At 73.9% G+C, this 16,022-nt stretch carries 16 protein-coding genes; 8 read left to right on the forward strand and 8 right to left on the reverse strand.

From position 1 onward, the window contains the following. Positions 1 to 18 precede the first annotated feature (18 nt). A complete protein-coding gene (locus BG482_RS18145; RefSeq protein WP_069770099.1) occupies positions 19 to 609 on the forward strand; it encodes a DUF1360 domain-containing protein in 591 nt (196 codons plus the stop codon). A 139-nt stretch (positions 610 to 748) separates the two neighbouring features. On the opposite strand, the gene BG482_RS18150 is transcribed toward BG482_RS18145, so the two are convergent. The 4 genes from BG482_RS18150 to BG482_RS18165 form a co-directional block, all read right to left on the reverse strand. Continuing rightward, the gene (locus tag BG482_RS18150; RefSeq protein WP_069770100.1) at positions 749 to 1,333 is read right to left on the reverse strand and encodes a DUF4396 domain-containing protein; all 585 of its coding nucleotides are present in this window, start codon (positions 1,331 to 1,333) and stop codon (positions 749 to 751) included. 191 nt (positions 1,334 to 1,524) lie between these two features. Then, complete coding sequence (locus BG482_RS18155; protein WP_069770101.1) at positions 1,525 to 2,208, reverse strand: phosphatase PAP2 family protein; 684 nt, start codon at positions 2,206 to 2,208, stop codon at positions 1,525 to 1,527. Then, positions 2,205 to 2,816: a phosphatase PAP2 family protein gene (locus BG482_RS18160; protein WP_069770102.1), complete on the reverse strand. Its 612-nt coding sequence runs from the start codon at positions 2,814 to 2,816 to the stop codon at positions 2,205 to 2,207. Before BG482_RS18160 ends, BG482_RS18155 begins: the two co-directional genes overlap by 4 nt. Then, the gene (locus tag BG482_RS18165; RefSeq protein WP_069770103.1) at positions 2,816 to 3,481 is read right to left on the reverse strand and encodes a DedA family protein; all 666 of its coding nucleotides are present in this window, start codon (positions 3,479 to 3,481) and stop codon (positions 2,816 to 2,818) included. The genes BG482_RS18160 and BG482_RS18165 overlap by 1 nt, the downstream gene beginning before the upstream one ends. A 137-nt stretch (positions 3,482 to 3,618) precedes the next feature. Here BG482_RS18165 and BG482_RS18170 point away from each other — a divergent pair, with 137 nt between their 5' ends. From BG482_RS18170 to BG482_RS18195, 6 genes are all read left to right on the forward strand, one after another. Next, a complete protein-coding gene (locus tag BG482_RS18170) occupies positions 3,619 to 3,996 on the forward strand; it encodes a BlaI/MecI/CopY family transcriptional regulator (RefSeq protein WP_069770104.1) in 378 nt (125 codons plus the stop codon). Further along, positions 3,993 to 4,922 (forward strand): M48 family metalloprotease, encoded by a 930-nt coding sequence (locus tag BG482_RS18175; protein WP_069770105.1) that lies wholly within the window; start codon positions 3,993 to 3,995, stop codon positions 4,920 to 4,922. Before BG482_RS18170 ends, BG482_RS18175 begins: the two co-directional genes overlap by 4 nt. Positions 4,923 to 5,101: 179 nt before the next feature. Then, positions 5,102 to 6,040, forward strand: coding sequence for an ATP-binding cassette domain-containing protein (locus tag BG482_RS18180; protein WP_069770106.1), 939 nt, complete (start codon positions 5,102 to 5,104; stop codon positions 6,038 to 6,040). Then, complete coding sequence (locus BG482_RS18185; protein WP_069770107.1) at positions 6,037 to 6,873, forward strand: hypothetical protein; 837 nt, start codon at positions 6,037 to 6,039, stop codon at positions 6,871 to 6,873. The genes BG482_RS18180 and BG482_RS18185 overlap by 4 nt, the downstream gene beginning before the upstream one ends. Positions 6,874 to 6,894: 21 nt before the next feature. Continuing rightward, positions 6,895 to 8,181, forward strand: a complete 1,287-nt coding sequence (locus BG482_RS18190; protein ID WP_176741409.1) for a sensor histidine kinase — start codon at positions 6,895 to 6,897, stop codon at positions 8,179 to 8,181. Beyond that, positions 8,178 to 8,846, forward strand: coding sequence for a response regulator transcription factor (locus BG482_RS18195; RefSeq protein ID WP_069770108.1), 669 nt, complete (start codon positions 8,178 to 8,180; stop codon positions 8,844 to 8,846). The genes BG482_RS18190 and BG482_RS18195 overlap by 4 nt, the downstream gene beginning before the upstream one ends. A gap of 24 nt (positions 8,847 to 8,870) precedes the next feature. Here the strand turns inward: BG482_RS18195 and BG482_RS18200 are convergent, their stop codons facing one another. Further along, positions 8,871 to 10,001 carry a magnesium and cobalt transport protein CorA gene (locus BG482_RS18200; protein WP_176741410.1) on the reverse strand — a complete coding sequence of 377 codons (1,131 nt, stop codon included), beginning with the start codon at positions 9,999 to 10,001 and terminating at the stop codon, positions 8,871 to 8,873. A 205-nt stretch (positions 10,002 to 10,206) separates the two neighbouring features. Here BG482_RS18200 and BG482_RS18205 point away from each other — a divergent pair, with 205 nt between their 5' ends. Continuing rightward, positions 10,207 to 11,322, forward strand: coding sequence for a winged helix DNA-binding domain-containing protein (locus BG482_RS18205; protein WP_069770110.1), 1,116 nt, complete (start codon positions 10,207 to 10,209; stop codon positions 11,320 to 11,322). 160 nt (positions 11,323 to 11,482) lie between these two features. On the opposite strand, the gene BG482_RS18210 is transcribed toward BG482_RS18205, so the two are convergent. The 3 genes from BG482_RS18210 to BG482_RS18220 form a co-directional block, all read right to left on the reverse strand. Next, positions 11,483 to 12,274 carry a trypsin-like serine protease gene (locus BG482_RS18210; RefSeq protein ID WP_069770111.1) on the reverse strand — a complete coding sequence of 264 codons (792 nt, stop codon included), beginning with the start codon at positions 12,272 to 12,274 and terminating at the stop codon, positions 11,483 to 11,485. A 316-nt stretch (positions 12,275 to 12,590) separates the two neighbouring features. Continuing rightward, entirely contained in the window at positions 12,591 to 15,422 is a 2,832-nt protein-coding gene (locus BG482_RS18215) for a helix-turn-helix transcriptional regulator (protein ID WP_069770112.1), read from the reverse strand. A gap of 244 nt (positions 15,423 to 15,666) precedes the next feature. Next, the coding region (locus BG482_RS18220; protein WP_141746639.1) for a LuxR C-terminal-related transcriptional regulator at positions 15,667 to 16,022 on the reverse strand (356 nt) is incomplete at its 5' end.

The raw sequence follows: 16,022 nt of genomic DNA on the forward strand, positions 1-16,022 counted from the left end.
CGGGAGCGGAGACGGCTCATGGGCACAGTGACTGACAACGGCCTGGCTCGGGGCCTGCACGGATTTCTGCGCCGCACGAAGCGGGACTACTCGGCGGGGCACGAGCGGCCGCTCGAGGGTTACCTCGCGGCCGTGGTCGGATTCGGGGTGTACACCTCGGCCTGGGCGACGGCGGTACGGGTACTGGGGCGGCCGGTGCCCGAGCGCCCCGCGCCCTGGGACGTGGCGCTGACGTCGGTGGCCGCCTTCCGGCTCAGCCGACTGCTGACCAAGGCGTCGGTGACGAGTCCGCTGCGTGCTCCCTTCACCCGCTACGTCGGCCCGCAGGGTCCGGCCGAACTGCAGGAGGAGGCCCGGGCCGACGACGGCAAGGACGCCGTTGGTGAGCTGCTGACCTGCCCGTTCTGCCTGAGCGTGTGGGTGGTCTCGACCCTGACCGCCGGCCAGCTCATCTGGCCGCGCGCCACGCGCACCGCCATGGGCGCGCTCGCCGCCCTGGCCGGAGCGGACGCCCTGCAGCTGTCGTACGCGGCGCTGGTCGCCAGGACCGAGGCCGACTCCGAAGCCGACTCCGAGGCCGACTCCGGGGAGCGCTCCGAGGGCGACTGACCCCGTCCTCACCCGTGAGACCCCCGACCCCGACCCCGGCCCCCGGTACGTGCCGCACGTGACGGCGCGGACCGGGGGCCGGGGTGTCGGAACGGCGTCGAGTCCGACGTACGGCGTCGCGCGCCCGGCTCGGCGACGTTCAGTGGTGGGCGTGGGCGACGGCGTGCCCCTTGCCCCGGCCGATCATCCACTTGTTGACCGGGGTGGTGATCAGCAGGGCGACCGCGAAGCCGCCGAGCAGCGTGGTCCAGAACAGCCCGTCGTCCAGATGGGCGTCCATCGCGCCCGGGACCAGGGCGATGATCCCGTTGTCGACCAGTTCCATCACGGCGATCGAGACGGTGTCGGCGGCCAGCGCCACCTGGACGGCCGACCTGAGGTCCAGACCGGCCCGGCGTACCGCGAACAGCGTGAAGGAGTAGCCGAACAGGAACGACAGCGCGATCGCCAGGACCATGGTGGGCACGTTGCCCCACGTGAGGGCCGTCCCGATGACCATGCCGACGATCTCGCCTACTGCGCATCCGGTGAGGCAGTGCAGGGTCGCCTTGACCGCCGTCCCCCAGGAGGCCCCGCCGTGCGGACCCGGACCCCCGCGCCCCCCGTCCCCGCTCTGCCCGTGACCGTGTCCCTGACTCTGGTCCGGGTGGCTGTGATGGACCGCGTGGACCTCGTGGGCGGTGTGGGCGTGCGCGGTTCCGGCGTCGTGAGCGCTGTCCTTCATGGCCTTCCCCCCTTCCTTCGGAGCGTTCCCTCGGAGTGTTCCCCTCGGAACGCGGCTCGTCGTCCCGGGGGCGTATCGCCGTCAACCATATACCCCCTAGGGGTATTCCCTGGAGGGTTGGCCGGGCCGAGCGGGACTCTGCCGACCCGACCCGATCCGATCCGATCCGACCCGACCCGGCCGGGCTCGGCTCACGGCGCCGTCGCGTCCGTCGGCTCCCGGGTGCCGGGGGTCCATTGCTGCGGCAGCCACCGGGTCGCGGCGCCGAGGCACAGGCCCAGCCAGCCGAGGGCGAACAGCCAGCCGCCGACGACGTCGGTGAACCAGTGCACTCCGAGATAGGTGCGGCTCAGCCCGACGAGCACGCCCCAGCAGCCGACGACCACGGCGAGCGCGGGCCAGCCGCGCGGGGAGCGGATGCGGACGGCGATGATCAGCAGCCCCGCGGTGAGAGCCGACGTGGTGGTGTGGCCGGACGGGAACGCCCACCCGGACGCGTGCGTCGCCCAGTCCGCCAGGGGCGGGCGGGCCCGGGCGACGAGCGTCATCACCGTGTAGCGCAGCGCCTGGCCCGCCCCCAGGCACGCCAGGCAGAGGGCGACGGCCACGGCGCGCTGCCGGCGGGTCCGTCCCGCGACGACCCCGGCCAGCACGGCCAGCGCGTACGGGATCACCCCCGTCCCGGTGGCGGTCACCCCGCGGGCGAACGCCACCGCCACGTCCGGCCGGTGGGCGACGGACCAGGAGACGAGACCGGCGTCCCCGAACAGCGGCGCGCCGTCGTGCCCCACCACGACCATCGTGAGCACGCCGAATCCCGTCCATGCGCCGAGGCCGCAACTGCCGGCCAGTTCGGCGAGGTCACCGCGTTTCACGAGGTCACCGTCAGCAGGGGTCGCAGCGGGGTGGCGAGGAGCCGCAGCGCCAGCGCCTCCGCCCGTCCGCGCCGCAGCGCGGACATGGTGAGCAGCGCGGTCAGCGTGCCCACCGCGAGCCCTGCCGCGACGTCATGGGGGTAGTGCGCGCCGACCCAGACCCGGGAGGCCGCCATCGCGCAGGCCGCGGCCACGGCGATCGCCCCGAGCCGGCGGGAGACGAACAGCAGGGCGACGGCCGTCGCGGCGGCGATTGCCGCATGGTTGCTGGGGAAGGACCAGTCGCCGGGGGCGGGGCACGCCTCCAGCGTGGCGACCCGCAGGCTCCGGCAGGGCCGTTCCTCGCGCACCAGCGGCTTCAGGGCCGCGTCCACGCCGTATGCGGCGGCCACGGCGAACGGCACGGCGAGCGCCGTCACCGACGCGGCGGCGCTCGTCCGCCGGGCACGCCACCAGCCGTACGCCATGAGGACCGCGAACAGAAGGAGCCCGTACGTCGACCAGGCCGACACCGCGCCGTCCAGCCACCCCGGAGCGTGCCGGGCCATGTTCACCACGTCGGTGTAGAGCGAGCCGTCGACCGACGAGCCGTCGAGGGAGAGGATCATCACGGGGCCGCCTTCGCCTTCGCGGCCCGGCGTGAGCGGTGCACCTCGGCGGCGAGCGGGATCAGCGACAGGAGCACGATGAGCGCGACGATGGGCAGCAGGTAGCGGTCGACGTCCGGGACGGAGGAGCCCAGCGCGTATCCCGCCAGGGTCAGGCCCACGCTCCACACCAGCCCGCCCGCCACCTGCCACACGGTGAACGTCCGCACCGGCACCCGCAGGGCGCCGGCCATCGGGTTCAGGACCGTGCGCACCACCGGGACGAAACGGGCCAGGAGGATCGCCTTGGCGTAGCCGTAGCGCTCCAGGAGCTCGTCCGCGTGTCTCGCCCCTTCGTGCAGCCGGCGCGAGCGGCTGCGGGCCAGCAGCGAGCCCCCCGCTCTGCGACCCAGGAGGTAGCCGCACTGCGCGCCCGCCAGGGCCCCCGCCGCCGCGGCGACCAGGAGCGGGGCGAGCGACAGCTTCAGGCCGCGGTCGTCGGCGCCCGTGCACAGCAGGCCGGCCGTGAACAGCAGCGAGTCGCCCGGCAGGAAGAAGCCGATCAGCAGCCCGGTCTCGGCGAACAGCACCACGCCCACGCCCAGCACGCCGAAGGCGGACAGCAGCGACCGGGCATCCAGCACGTTGACGGCGAGCTGCGACGATAGGTGCATGGCTGTGGTCATCGTCGGGAGCCCCTTCATTCCTTCTTGCGGACCGTCGGACGCGGCGCGACGGCGGCACGGCGGCGTTTCGGCGACTGACTACAATCATGTAGACGGTCTACTGCACTGTAGACGATGGCGGAATGAGGAACGTTCCCATGACCGATGCCGATGCGAGGGACGAGAGGCGGCCGGCCGGCGAGCTCGAAGCCGCCGTCATGGCGGCGCTGTGGGCGGCCGGAGCCCCGCTCACGCCCGGGCGGGTGCAGACCGAGCTCGGATCCGGCCTGGCCCGGACCACGGTGGCGACGATATTGACCCGTCTGCACGAGAAGGGCGTCGTCAGCCGTGAGCGGCAGGGCCGCGGCTACGCCTACCTCCCGGTGCAGGACGCGCCCGGCCTGACGGCCCGGCGCATGCACACCGAGCTCGACCGCGACACCGACCGGGAGACGGTCCTGGCCCGTTTCGTCGCCCAGCTCAGCCCCGGCGACGAGCAGTATCTGCGCCGCCTCCTCGAAGGGGACGAACAGTGACCGCCCTGCTGCTCGTCCCGCTGCTGCTGCCCTTCCTCGCGCCGACCCTGGCCCGCCGCACCGTGGACCGCCTGGCCCCCGCCACCGCGCTGTGGGTCCTCACCGCCTCCGCCCTGGCGCTGGCGGGAGCCTGCGTCGCCGCCCTCGGGGCCCTGATCCTGGCCGGGCTGCTCACGTTTCCCGCGTTCGCCGCCCTCGGCGAGCTCGTCCACCCCCTGCGCACCCCCTCGGACTACGTCGTCCTCCCCGCGGTCATGGCGGCCACCGGGGTGCTCACGCTCAGCGCGTGGAGTCTCGTGCGCTCGGCCCTGCGGCAGACGCGCGCCTTCCGCACCGCCCGCACCCAGGCCGGCCGCCGCCCCGCCGCGGGCGACCTGTGCGTCATCGACTCGCCCCACCCGGACGCGTACGCCCTTCCGGGACGGCCCCACCGCATCGTCGTCACCACGGGCATGCTGCGCAGTCTCCGCCCCGCCGAACGCGAGGCCCTGTTCGCGCACGAACGCGCCCACAACCGGGCCGGTCACCACTACTTCCTGGCCGCGGCCGAGCTCGCCGCGCACGGCCACCCCGCGCTGCGCGCCACCCGCGACGCCATCCGGCTCGCCGCCGAGCGGGCCGCCGACGAGGCCGCCGCGGACGTCGTCGGCGACCGGCGCCTGATCGCCACGGCCATCGCCCGTGCCGCCCTCGCCGGCCAGGCCTCGCCGACCACCCGCCCGGACTTCGCGCCCGCGGCGACGACCGGCCCCGTGCCCCGGCGCGTCGCCGCCCTCCTCGAACCCTCCCGGGGCCGCTCGCGCGCCGTGCGCCGTACCGCGTCGCTCCTGGTCGCCTGCACGATCCTGTCCGTCGCCGCCGGAACGGCCGGCGTGGTCGACTTCCACCACCGGGTCGAGATCGCCCAGGGCGAGGAGGGTCCGTGACCGGACCGGCGCGCGGGCGGCTCCGCCGATCGGGTGCGCGGCAGGCGTAGTAGTACCGGGGTACTACGCGCCGTGCCCGTTTCAGCCTCGCGGTACCACCGGATCGCGGGGAAGGGCTCTTAGCGTTGCGGGTGAGGCGTCGCAGGTCCGGACGCCGGACCCGGACAGGGAGAACGCGAATGATCGACGCACGGCGGTTGACCAAGAGATACGGCGAGAAGACGGCCGTCGACGGGCTGGACTTCGTCGTGAAGCCCGGCACGGTGACGGGCTTCCTGGGGCCCAACGGCGCGGGCAAGTCCACGACCATGCGCATGATCGTCGGCCTGGACGCCCCGACCAGCGGCTCCGTCACCGTGAACGGCCACCCCTACGCCCGCCACCGGGCGCCGCTGCAGGAGGTCGGCGCGCTCCTGGAGGCGAAGTCCGTCCACCCGGGCCGCTCCGCCTACCAGCACCTGCGGGCCCTCGCCCTGACCCACGGCATTCCCGGCAGCCGGGTCGACGAGGTCATCGACCTCGCCGGCCTCGGCAGCGTGGCCAAGAAGCGGGCCGGGGCCTTCTCCCTCGGCATGGGCCAGCGGCTGGGCATCGCGGCGGCGCTGCTCGGCGACCCGCAGACGGTGATGCTGGACGAGCCGGTCAACGGGCTGGACCCGGAGGGCGTGCTCTGGATCCGCAACCTGCTCACGGGGCTTGCCGACGAGGGGCGGACGGTGTTCGTGTCGTCGCACCTGATGAGCGAGATGGCCCTGGTCGCGGACCACCTGATCGTCGTGGGGCGCGGGCGGCTGCTGGCCGACACGACCGTGGCGGACCTGATCCGCGAGGCGGGCGGCGACACGGTGAAGGTGGCGACACAGGACCCGGCGCGGCTGCGGGACGTGCTGGCCGGGCCGGGCGTCGACGTCACCGGCCGGATCGGCTCCGAGGAACTCCAGGTGACCGGGCTGACCGCCCGCGAGATCGGACTGAAGGCCGCCGAACACGGCATCGCCCTGTTCGAGCTGAGCGCCAGGACCGTGTCACTGGAAGAGGCGTTCATGGACCTGACCAGGGACGCGGTGGAGTACCACGGCACCACGACCGGCATCGACACCCTCGGGAGGCCCGCATGAGCACCCTCACCGCGACGGCGGAGGAACCCAGGACGGCTCCGCGCCCCGCCTACCGGGTGACCGGACGGCGCGTGCTGGCCTCCGAGTGGGCCAAGTTGTGGTCCCTGCGCTCGACCTGGATCACCCTGGGCCTCGGCCTGTTGTTCCTGGTGGCCTTCGGGCTGATCGCCGCGAGCCGCTACAAGTCCGAGATCGGCTCCAGCCACATGGACCGGGACTTCGCCGCCTCGACGGCCGTCAGCCTGTCCCTCTTCGGCACGAACTTCGCCCAGCTCGCCCTGGGCGTGCTCGGCGTGCTGGTCACGGCGGGCGAGTACTCGACCGGCATGATCCGCTCGACGCTCGCCGCGGTGCCCCGCAGGCTGCCCGTGCTGTGGTCCAAGGCGGCCGTGTTCGGCCTGGTCGCCCTGGCCGTGGGGACGCTCGGCGCGTTCGTCGCCTTCCTCGTCGGCAGCGGCATCGTCTCGGGCACGCCCGCGGCCATGGGTCTCTCCGACGCGGGCGTCCTGCGCAGCCTGCTCGGCGCGGGCCTCTACCTCGGGCTGGTCGGCGTGATCGGGGCCGCGCTGGGCGCGCTGCTGCGGTCGGTGGCCGGCGGTATCTCGGTGCTGGTCGCCACGTTCATGCTCATCCCGGGGCTCATCTCCCTGCTGCCGAGCTCCTGGCAGAACGACATCAGCCCCTATCTGCCCTCCAACGCGGGGCAGTCGATGTTCGCGCTGACCCACGACTCCACGGCCCTGTCGCCGGGGGCGGGACTGCTGGTCTTCGTCTGCTGGACGGTGCTGGCGCTGGGCGGCGCGGCGTACCGGCTCGCGCGCACCGACGCCTGACGCCCGCACCATGGACAGGTGATGCCCGTGACCAGCGACGAACTCAGCGGCATGGGACCGCTGGTCGCCCGGCTGTCCCGCGGCGGCCAGCGGCTGCGGCAGGCCGACCGGGCGCACCCGTGGGTGCTCGACACCGCGGTCGTGATCGTGGTCTTCCTGATGTTCTGCCTGCCCGACCTGATCCACGGCGGGGCGGACGACGGCGACGGCCCCCGCCGGTTCCGGCTCGCCCTCACCCGACTGCCCCTCGCGGGCATGCTGGTCCTGCAGGCCGGTCTCGTCCTGCCCCTGCTGTGGCGGCGGCGCAAGCCCGCGGTGGCCTTCGGCGTCATCGCCGCGGTGTTCGTCCTGCAGTGGTCCCTGGGCGCGGCGCTGCGCGCGGACATCGCCCTCTTCATCGCCCTGTACAGCATGGCCCTGCACGGGCGGCTGCGGCAGCTGCCCTGGGCCTGTGCGGCCATGGCGGGTGCGATGGCGCTGGTCGCGGTCCGCGCGTCGTCGTCCGTGTCGGTGTGGGACGCGCTGTTCTTCCTGCTGAGCACGGCGACGGCGGCGCTCGCGCTCGGCCTGGTGGTGCGCATCCGCCGGGCCCAGCTCGCCGGGCTGCGCGAGCGGGCGGCCCGGCTGGAGACGGAGCGCGACCAGCGCAGCAGACTGGCCACGGCCACCGAACGCACCCGTGTGGCCCGCGAGATGCACGACATCGTCGGCCACAACCTGTCCGTCATCATCACGCTCGCCGACGCCGGCGCCTATGCCACGGACACCGCCCCCGAACGGGGCAAGGAGGCCCTGCAGCTCATCGGCGACACCGGCCGGCAGGCCCTCGGCGAGCTGCGGCGCGTGCTCGGCGTGCTGCGCGAGGCCGTGGACGGACCCCCGGGCGGTCCCGAGCTCAGCCCGCAGCCCGGAATCGCGGACGTCGACGCGCTGTGCGCCACGGTGCGCGCCGCCGGACTGGAGGTCGTCTACCGGACCTCCGGCGACGTCGACGCCCTGGACGGCGGGGTCCAGCTGACGGTGTACCGCATAGTCCAGGAAGCCCTCACCAACACCATGAAGCACGCCGCCGACGGCACCCGGGTGCACCTGGCGGTCGTCGTGACGGGCGACCGGCTGAGAATCCGGGTCCAGGACACGGGCCCGGCCGCACGGCCCGGACCGCCGAACGAGGAAGGACACGGCCTGGTGGGCATGCGGGAGAGAGCGGCTCTGTACGGCGGAACCGTCAGCGCGGGGCCGGCCGGCGGCGGAGGATGGAGCGTCGAAGCCGTCCTCGACCTCACGCCCGGGGGCGGTGACCGATGACCACCGTCCTCATCGTGGACGACCAGCCGCTGCAGCGCTACGGCTTCCACATCCTCCTGGACTCCGTCGCCGAGACCGACGTCGTCGGTGAGGCCGCGCACGGCGCCGAGGCCGTCCGCAGGACGGCCGAACTGCGCCCGGACGTCGTCCTGATGGACGTCCGCATGCCCGGCATGGACGGCATCGAGGCCACCCGCCGGATCGTCGCCGCCGGCGGCCGCTCGCGCGTCCTCGTGCTCACGACCTTCGACCTCGACGAGTACGTCCACGCCGCCCTGCGGGCCGGCGCGAGCGGGTTCCTGCTCAAGGACGCGCGTCCCGAGGAGCTCCTCGCCGGGATCCGCGCGGTGGCCTCCGGCGACGCCGTCATCGCGCCCGCCCTCACCCGCCGTCTCCTGGAGGAGTACGCCCGCTACGTCCCCGCGCACCGCGCGGACCGCGCCGAGGACCCGGGACTGGGCTCCCTCACCGAACGCGAACGCGAGATCCTCGTCGCCGTCGGCAAGGGCTGGACCAACGGCGAGATCGCCGCCCGGTTCGTCCTGTCCGAGTCCACCGTCAAGACGCACGTCGGGCGGGTGCTGGCCAAGATCGGCGCCCGCGACCGCGTCCAGGCCGTGATCTTCGCCTACGACCACGGGCTCGCCCGGCCCGGCACGGACTGAGCCCGCGCCGCGCGGTCCGGGCGCTCAGAGCCAGTCCCGCCGCTTGAAGACGAAGTACAGGCCGGTGCACACCACCGCCATCAGGGCGATGGCGAAGGGGTAGCCGAACACCCAGCGCAGCTCCGGCATGTGCGCGAAGTTCATCCCGTAGATCGTCCCCACCAGGGTCGGCGCGAACAGGATCGCCGCCCACGACGAGATCTTCTTGACCTCCTCGTTCTGCTCGAACCCCGCCTCCGCCAGCGCCCGCATCTCGGCGTTCTGCTGCTGGGTGACGAGGGTCGCGTTCACCGTGAGGATCTCGGTGAGGGCCTGGCGGAATCCGTCGACGCGCTCACTGGTGTGCGTGACGTGGTCGGCGACGTCGCGCAGGTAGCGCTGGAGCTCCTCGTCGGTGCCGTACTTGGAGAACCCGGCCATCAGACCGTGCAGCATGCCCACCAGCGGGCGGGTGGCGCGCTGGAACTCGACCATCTCGCGGGAGAGCTCGTAGATCCGGCGGGAGACCTCCGGGTCGCCGCGGAACACCTCGGTCTCGATCTCGTCGATGTCGTTCTGCACGCCCGACACGACCGGCACGTAGCCGTCGACCACCGCGTCCAGGATGGCGTACAGGACCGCCTCCGGGCCGAGCTTCAGCAGCTCCGGGGTCGCCTCCATGCGCCGGCGCACCGCCGAGAGGTCGGGGGCCGCGCCGTGCCGGACGGTGATGACGAAGTCGGGCCCGACGAAGACGTGCAGTTCGGCGAAGTCGATCTCCTCGGGCGCGTCGAGGTAGCGGGCCGCCCGCAGGACGACGAACAGGGTGTCGCCGTAGCGCTCCAGCTTCGGCCGCTGGTGCGCCTCCTTCGCGTCCTCGACGGCGAGCGGGTGCAGGTCGAACTCCGCGGACAGAGAGTGCAGTTCGTCCGCGGTCGGACGGGCGAGCCCGATCCAGGCCATGCCCGCCGGCTGCTCGCGCAGCGCGCGGTAGGTCTCCGAGAGCGTGTCCGGGGCGACGACCCGGACGCCGTCCCGGTAGAGGACGGCCCGGACGACGCCGACCGGCTCGGACGGCTCCACGGACGGCGTCGCCGGTGGGCCGGGCGGCCGCGAGCCGGGCGCAGGTGCGGGCGGGGTGCGGCGCCAGACGGGCTTCCTGGGGCGCTCGGGCATCGCGGCTGCCTCTCGGTCGAGACTGCGGTCGTGCGGATGTCGTCCGACGTCGGCCGGTCACCGGGCAGGCCGATCACCAAGCAGGATATAGGGGGCATACGGCGTCCACGCGGAGGGCCGAGCCCCGTCCGCCGGACGCCGCAGGACAAGCCCCGATCCTGATATAGGACAGAAACCGTCCTCGATCGCCGTTAGGTTGCCGTCCATGACGAAGACGACGTCCGCGGCGGTCCCCGTGCTCGGCGCGCGTGCCCTCAACCGCGCCACCCTCGACCGGCAGCTGCTGCTGCGCCGCGCGTCCCTGTCGGCCGGGGCCGCCGTGCGCCACCTGCTCGGTCTGCAGGCGCAGAACGTCAAACCCCCCTACTACGCGCTCGCCGCCCGCCTCGACGGTTTCGTCCCGGAGGCGCTGTCGGCCCTGATGGCCGATCGCGAGGTCGTCCGCATCGTCAGCATGCGTTCCACCATCCACACCCACACCGCGGACGACTGCCTGACCCTGCGCCCGTTCGTGCAGCCCGCCCGTGACCGCGAGCTGACCCACTTCCGCAAGGGCCTCGCCGGCGTCGACCTCGACCGGCTCGCCGGCCTCGCCCGCGACCTCGTGGAGGCCGAGCCGCGCACCATGGCGCACCTGCGCGCGGCCCTCCACGACGTCTGGCCCGACGCCGACCCGTCCTCCCTCGCCGTCGCCGCCCGGTGCAGACTGCCCCTGGTCCAGGTCACCCCGCGCGGACTGTGGGGCAGGAGCGGGCAGGTCGCGCTCACCACCGCCGAACACTGGCTCGGCCGCCCCGCCGAACCCGCGCCCGCCCCGGACGACGTCGTCCTGCGCTACCTGGCCGCCTTCGGCCCGGCCTCCGTCAAGGACATGCAGACCTGGGCCGGGCTCACCCGGCTGCGCCCGGCCTTCGAACGGCTGCGGCCCCGCCTGCTCGTCTTCCGCGACGAACGGGGCGTCGAACTCTTCGACCTCCCCGACGCCCCCCGGCCCGACCCCGAGACCCCGGCCCCGCCCCGCTTCCTCCCCGAGTTCGACAACCTCCTGCTCTCCCACGCCGACCGCACGCGCGTGATCCCGCCCGAGCAGTGGGGCCGCAGCTGGCAGGGCAACCAGGCCCACCGCACCCTCCTCGTCGACGGCTTCCTGGCGGGGGTGTGGAGACCGGAGCCGGACGCCCTGGTCGTCGAGCCCTTCACGGAACTCACCCGTGCACAGCGCCGGGACGTCCTCGCCGAGGGCGAGCGGATGCTGTCCGTGCTGCACCCGGGGGAGTCCCGCGACATCCGCTTCGGCCGGGTGACGGCCGCCGGGTCCTGAACGGCGCGGGGGAACGCGCGAAGCCCCCGCCGGCCGGCGGGGGCGTGGAGAGGGGGCGCTGCGGGCCGCTCGTGGAGGCTCGCAGCGCCCCCTGATCGTTCCCCGAGGGCCTCGGATGCGAGGGTCCCTCAGGCGTTCTTCGGGGTCAGCCGTGCATCGGCTACGAGGTGACCTGCGCGGTCACCAGGCTGGAGAAGGTGGTCAGCCGGGTGTACACACCCGGGTAACCGGCCTCCGCGCAGCCCTCGCCCCAAGAAGTGATCCCTGCCAGGACGCCCCCGATGAGCAGGGGACCGCCGCTGTCGCCCTGGCAGGTGTCTGTGCCGCCGGAGGTGTATCCGGCGCAAACCATGTCGGTCTGGACGAAGTCCGAACCGTAGGAGCTCTTGCAGCTGGAGTCGGACACGACCGGGACGGTCGCGGTCCGCAGCTGGTTGGAGGAGCCGCCGTTCTCCGAGGTGGTGCCCCAGCCCAGGATGCGGGCCGTCGTGCCGGCCGCGTACACCCCGGTCTGGGACGAGGAGACGTACGACGCCGTGGTGTACGGCATCGACGTCGCCAGCGTCAGGACGGCCACGTCGTCGCCGTTGGTGGCGTCCGTGTAGTCCGGGTCGATCCAGATCCTGCTCACCCGGCTGACCGTGCCGTTGGTGCCGTTCAGATAGGTGCGCCCCCCGACGACCCGCACACTGCTCGTGCTCTCGCCGGCCATGCAGTGGGCAGCGGTGACCACCTTCGTCGCCGAGACGAGCGTGCCGCCGCAGAACTGGTTCTGCGAGGCGTCGGTGATCTGCATCATGAACGGGTACGCCGTGGTCGTGGTCGTGGTGCCGCCGACGATGGGCTGCGGTGCTGCGACAGCGGTGGGGGCGCTGAGCAGTGCGGTCGCCGCCGCGGCGGCGGTCGCCACGACCACGGCTGCGGTCTTCTTCACGCGGTTGAGCCCGAGCATGGAACTCCTCGATGGAGATGGCCGGTGGGGGGTCGCGCGGGTGTGGGGGTGAGCACGGGGGCCGCGGGACCGACCCCCGTGTGCCCGGCGAGCGGCACGTCCCTTACGCTAGGGCTCGGCCACCGCTGCCCCCAATGAGGGAACCCCCTAAGGGAGTTGGGGCAGGGAAAACCCTCGGTCGCCCAGGCGAACGCGAGGCCGCGACCGCAGCCGTGGATCCGGAACCGCTCGGTGCGCGCGCCGCGCGCGGCGCAGAAGCCAGGAGAAACCCACTAAGGGTAGGTAGCCGCTGCGGGAGCGTTGTCCCGCCGATTCCTCACTTCGCGTGACGTCCCGCCGCCAGACGGACGATGTCCACCCGCGAACGGATCCCCAGCTTGCGGTAGACCCGGGTCAGCGTCGCCTCGACCGTCTTGACGCTGATGAACAGACGCGCGGCGATCTCCCGGTTGGTCGCGCCCTCCATGACGAGCGCGGCGACCTGACGCTCCATCGAGGCCAGCCCCTCCAGCACGTCGGACGGCGGCTGCTGCCGGACGACGGCGAGCTGCTGCGCCGCCGCGCCCTCCGCGGCGGCCGCGTCCACCTGACGCAGCCAGGGCAGCGCCCGGCACCGCCGGAACAGCCGCGCCGCCTCGTCGTACGACGTCGGCCCGAGCGCCGTTCCCGGCCGCAGGGTGCGCAACCGGGCCAGGGCGAACGCCGCCCGCGCCTCCTCCAGGCCGTACCCCAGCTTGGCGAGCCGGTCCTGAACGGACGTCAGCCGGGACAGCGCCGCCTCGTGGTCGCCGAGCGCCGCCCGCACCATCGCCTCCGAACGGTCCAGCACGGCCAGCACGCTCTCCCGGTCCAGCCGCAGCGCGTGCTCGCGCGTGACGTCGATGACGTCCTGGGCCTCGCCCGGCTCGCCGGCCAGGACCAGCGCCTCCGCGAGGTCGCCCTGCCAGCGGCCGCGCGCCGGGTCGGTGATGCGCAGCCCGGCCTCCAGCTCCCGCACCCGGCGCAGCGAACCGACCGCGCCCGCCGCGTCCCCGGCCACCAGCTGGGCGTGGCCCAGCGCGGCCAGCGCGCGCGAGAGGTACATCTGGTCGCCGTCCTCCTCGGCGCGCCCCGCCGCCTCCCGGGCCAGCTCCAGCGCCCGGTCGACGTCGCCGCCGGACGCCTCGGCGAGGGAGGCGAGCATCGCGGAGGCCCCCAGGCCGATGCCCGAGTCGCGGGCCAGCCGCAGGCTCTCACGGGCCAGGTCGAGGGCGCGTCCGCAGTGCCCGGAGCGCAGTTCCGTCTCGGCGAGGAAGCGCTGGAAGTGCACCTCGCTCTCGACCATGCCGCGCCGGCGCACCTCGCGCAGCAGAGCCGTGATGGTGGAACGGGCCTCCGCCAGCTGGTCGCTCATCATCAGCCAGCGGAACCTGGCCGCGCCGACGCCGTTGTGATGGCAGGCCACATACGGGTCCTGCGGCTCCTTCATCGCCTGCTTGATGGTCGCGGGCGCGTTCGGGTGCCCCATCAGGGTCTCGGTGGAGGACTGGAAGGACAGCGCCATGAGCTCGGTGCGCCGGTCGTCGCCGCGCGCGGCCAGCTCCGCCGCGTGCGCCGCCTCCTGCCGCGCCTCGGAGAAGTCGCCCTCGACGATCAGCTTGCGCCAGGCGAGGTGGTAGTGGACCAGCGCGAGCAGCCGGGGGTCGTCGCCGGCGTCGGCCAGGGCCTGCGGGAAGACGGCGTCGACGTCGCCGAGTGCCTGCCCGGCGGCCTCGATGACCACCTCCCAGGCGCGGATCCGGTCGGCGGGCACGGTGGCCCGGGTCAGCACCTCCCGCGCGATCTCCCGCGCGAGGTCCACCTCGCCGGCCGTGATCGCGTCCTCCGCTGCCTGGAGGCGGTGCTGGTCCGGAGCGGGCGTGCCGTCCGGCGGGGTGTGCCGGGCGGCGAGCAGCCCGAGCGAGGCGGCGACCGAGGGGGCGCCCCGGTCCCTGGACAGGGCGGCGGCCTCGGCGAGCCGGGCGGACACCTCGGGGTCCGTGCCGGTGGTGGCCAGGGCGAGGTTGCGGGCCCGCTCGATGGGGTCGGAGGCGGCGGTGGACAGCGCGGCGTGCGCGGCCCGGCGCTCCTGCGCGGGGGCCTCGGCGTACAGCGCCGCGGAGATCAGCGGGTGCGCGAACCGCACGGCGGGCCCCTCGGGCTCGGTCGCCAGCAGCCCGAGCTCGGCGGCCCGGGCGGTCTCGGCCTCGGCGTTCTCCCGGCCGGCCGCGTGCAGCAGGGCCAGCGTGGGACGGGCGCCCGCGCTGGCCACCAGCAGGGTGCGCCGGGCCTCGGCGGAGAGCATGTCGAGGCGGCTGAGGACCAGGGCGCGCAGCGAGGTCGGCACCGGCAGCGGCTCGCCCGGCCGGGGCGGTGTCGGACTCTCGCCGAGGGCGCGGCCCAGCTCCAGGGCGAAGAGGGGGTTGCCGCCGCTGGTGCGGTGGATCTCCCGCATCGTCGAGCGGGGCAGGTCGGTGTAGCCGCGGTGATCGAGCAGCGCGGAGACCTGGGCGCGGGAGAGCGGGTTGAGGCGGACGGCGAGGGTGTCGGGCGGGGACGCGCGCAGCTGGCGGTCGTACTCCTGGCCCTCGGTCCGGACCGCGCAGAGCAGCTGGACGGGGGTGTCGCCGAGGCGGCGCGCGGCGAAACCGAGGAGCTCGGCGCTGGCCGAGTCCAGCCACTGCAGGTCGTCGGCGACGAGCAGGACCGGGCCCGCCGCGGCCAGGGCGCGCAGCGCGGACAGGACGGCCAGCCGCAGCGCGAGGCCGTCGCGCTGCAGAGTCGATTCGCCGCGGCCGGTCAGCGCGGACTCCAGGGCGGTGCGCTGGGCGGCGGGCAGCTTGTCCGAGATCTCGTCGAGGACCAGACCGAAGAGATCGGCCAGGGCCAGGAACGGCAGGTGCGATTCGGACTCGGTGGCGGAGCAGCGCAGCACGGTGCGCGCCGCGTCGCCGTAATCCGCGGCCAATGCCCGCAGCACGGTCGACTTTCCTATTCCGGCCGGGCCGTGCAGCAGCACACTGCCGCCGCGGGTCAGCTGCTCGCGGGCGGCCGCGTACAGCTCGTCCCTGCCGATGACCAGGTCGGGGCGGCATCTGGCAGGCTCCTTGAAGTCCCGTCGCACGGTCACCGCTCCCCTCCTAGTGTCGTGTCCGGGCCAAATTCTAGGCAACGACTCTTTGAAATTCGGAGGTGTGACGTGGTGAGGGATATAACAACGTGATGCATAGGGAAATTCATGATGACAGTGAGTGAATAATCGTGCGTCGTGAGGGGGCTCCCTGGCTGGATGTGATCGCTCCTGCGCGGCACCCCGCCGGGTGCGTGCCGCGGCCGTGCCGAACCGTCCCCGGCGGGGGCGCGGCGCCGTCGCGCTACGGCAGCAGACCCGCCCTGCGGGCCGCGACCACCGCCTCTCCCCGGGTGCGCGCGCCCATCTTGCGCATCGCCGACCTCAGATAACCCTTGACCGTCTCGGCGCGCAGCCCCAGCCGCTCGGCCGCCGCCGCGTTCGTCGCCCCCGCCGCCACACACGCCAGCACGTCCAGCTCACGCGGCGCCAAGGCGACCGGCCGCCGCTCCGGCCCCCGCGGCGTTCCCGGGGCCAGCAGCCCGCAGGCGTCGAGGAGCTCCGCGCGCAGCACCGGGTCGGCGATCCGCGGGGCCAGAGCGCGCAGCGCGGCGTGCGCCTCGCGCACCTGCTCCCAGCCTGCCGGAGCCCCGCCGCCCC

The sequence above is a fragment of the Streptomyces sp. LUP30 genome (assembly GCF_001746365.1).
Taxonomy (GTDB): domain Bacteria; phylum Actinomycetota; class Actinomycetes; order Streptomycetales; family Streptomycetaceae; genus Streptomyces.

Coding starts and splice junctions, on each gene's coding strand:
- BG482_RS18145 (WP_069770099.1), top strand. CDS start 19: ATGGGCACAGTGACTGACAACGGCCTGGCTCGGGGCCTGCACGGATTT.
- BG482_RS18150 (WP_069770100.1), bottom strand. CDS start 1,333: ATGAAGGACAGCGCTCACGACGCCGGAACCGCGCACGCCCACACCGCC.
- BG482_RS18160 (WP_069770102.1), bottom strand. CDS start 2,816: ATGATCCTCTCCCTCGACGGCTCGTCGGTCGACGGCTCGCTCTACACC.
- BG482_RS18165 (WP_069770103.1), bottom strand. CDS start 3,481: ATGACCACAGCCATGCACCTATCGTCGCAGCTCGCCGTCAACGTGCTG.
- BG482_RS18170 (WP_069770104.1), top strand. CDS start 3,619: ATGACCGATGCCGATGCGAGGGACGAGAGGCGGCCGGCCGGCGAGCTC.
- BG482_RS18180 (WP_069770106.1), top strand. CDS start 5,102: ATGATCGACGCACGGCGGTTGACCAAGAGATACGGCGAGAAGACGGCC.
- BG482_RS18185 (WP_069770107.1), top strand. CDS start 6,037: ATGAGCACCCTCACCGCGACGGCGGAGGAACCCAGGACGGCTCCGCGC.
- BG482_RS18190 (WP_176741409.1), top strand. CDS start 6,895: ATGCCCGTGACCAGCGACGAACTCAGCGGCATGGGACCGCTGGTCGCC.
- BG482_RS18195 (WP_069770108.1), top strand. CDS start 8,178: ATGACCACCGTCCTCATCGTGGACGACCAGCCGCTGCAGCGCTACGGC.
- BG482_RS18200 (WP_176741410.1), bottom strand. CDS start 10,001: ATGCCCGAGCGCCCCAGGAAGCCCGTCTGGCGCCGCACCCCGCCCGCA.
- BG482_RS18205 (WP_069770110.1), top strand. CDS start 10,207: ATGACGAAGACGACGTCCGCGGCGGTCCCCGTGCTCGGCGCGCGTGCC.
- BG482_RS18210 (WP_069770111.1), bottom strand. CDS start 12,274: ATGCTCGGGCTCAACCGCGTGAAGAAGACCGCAGCCGTGGTCGTGGCG.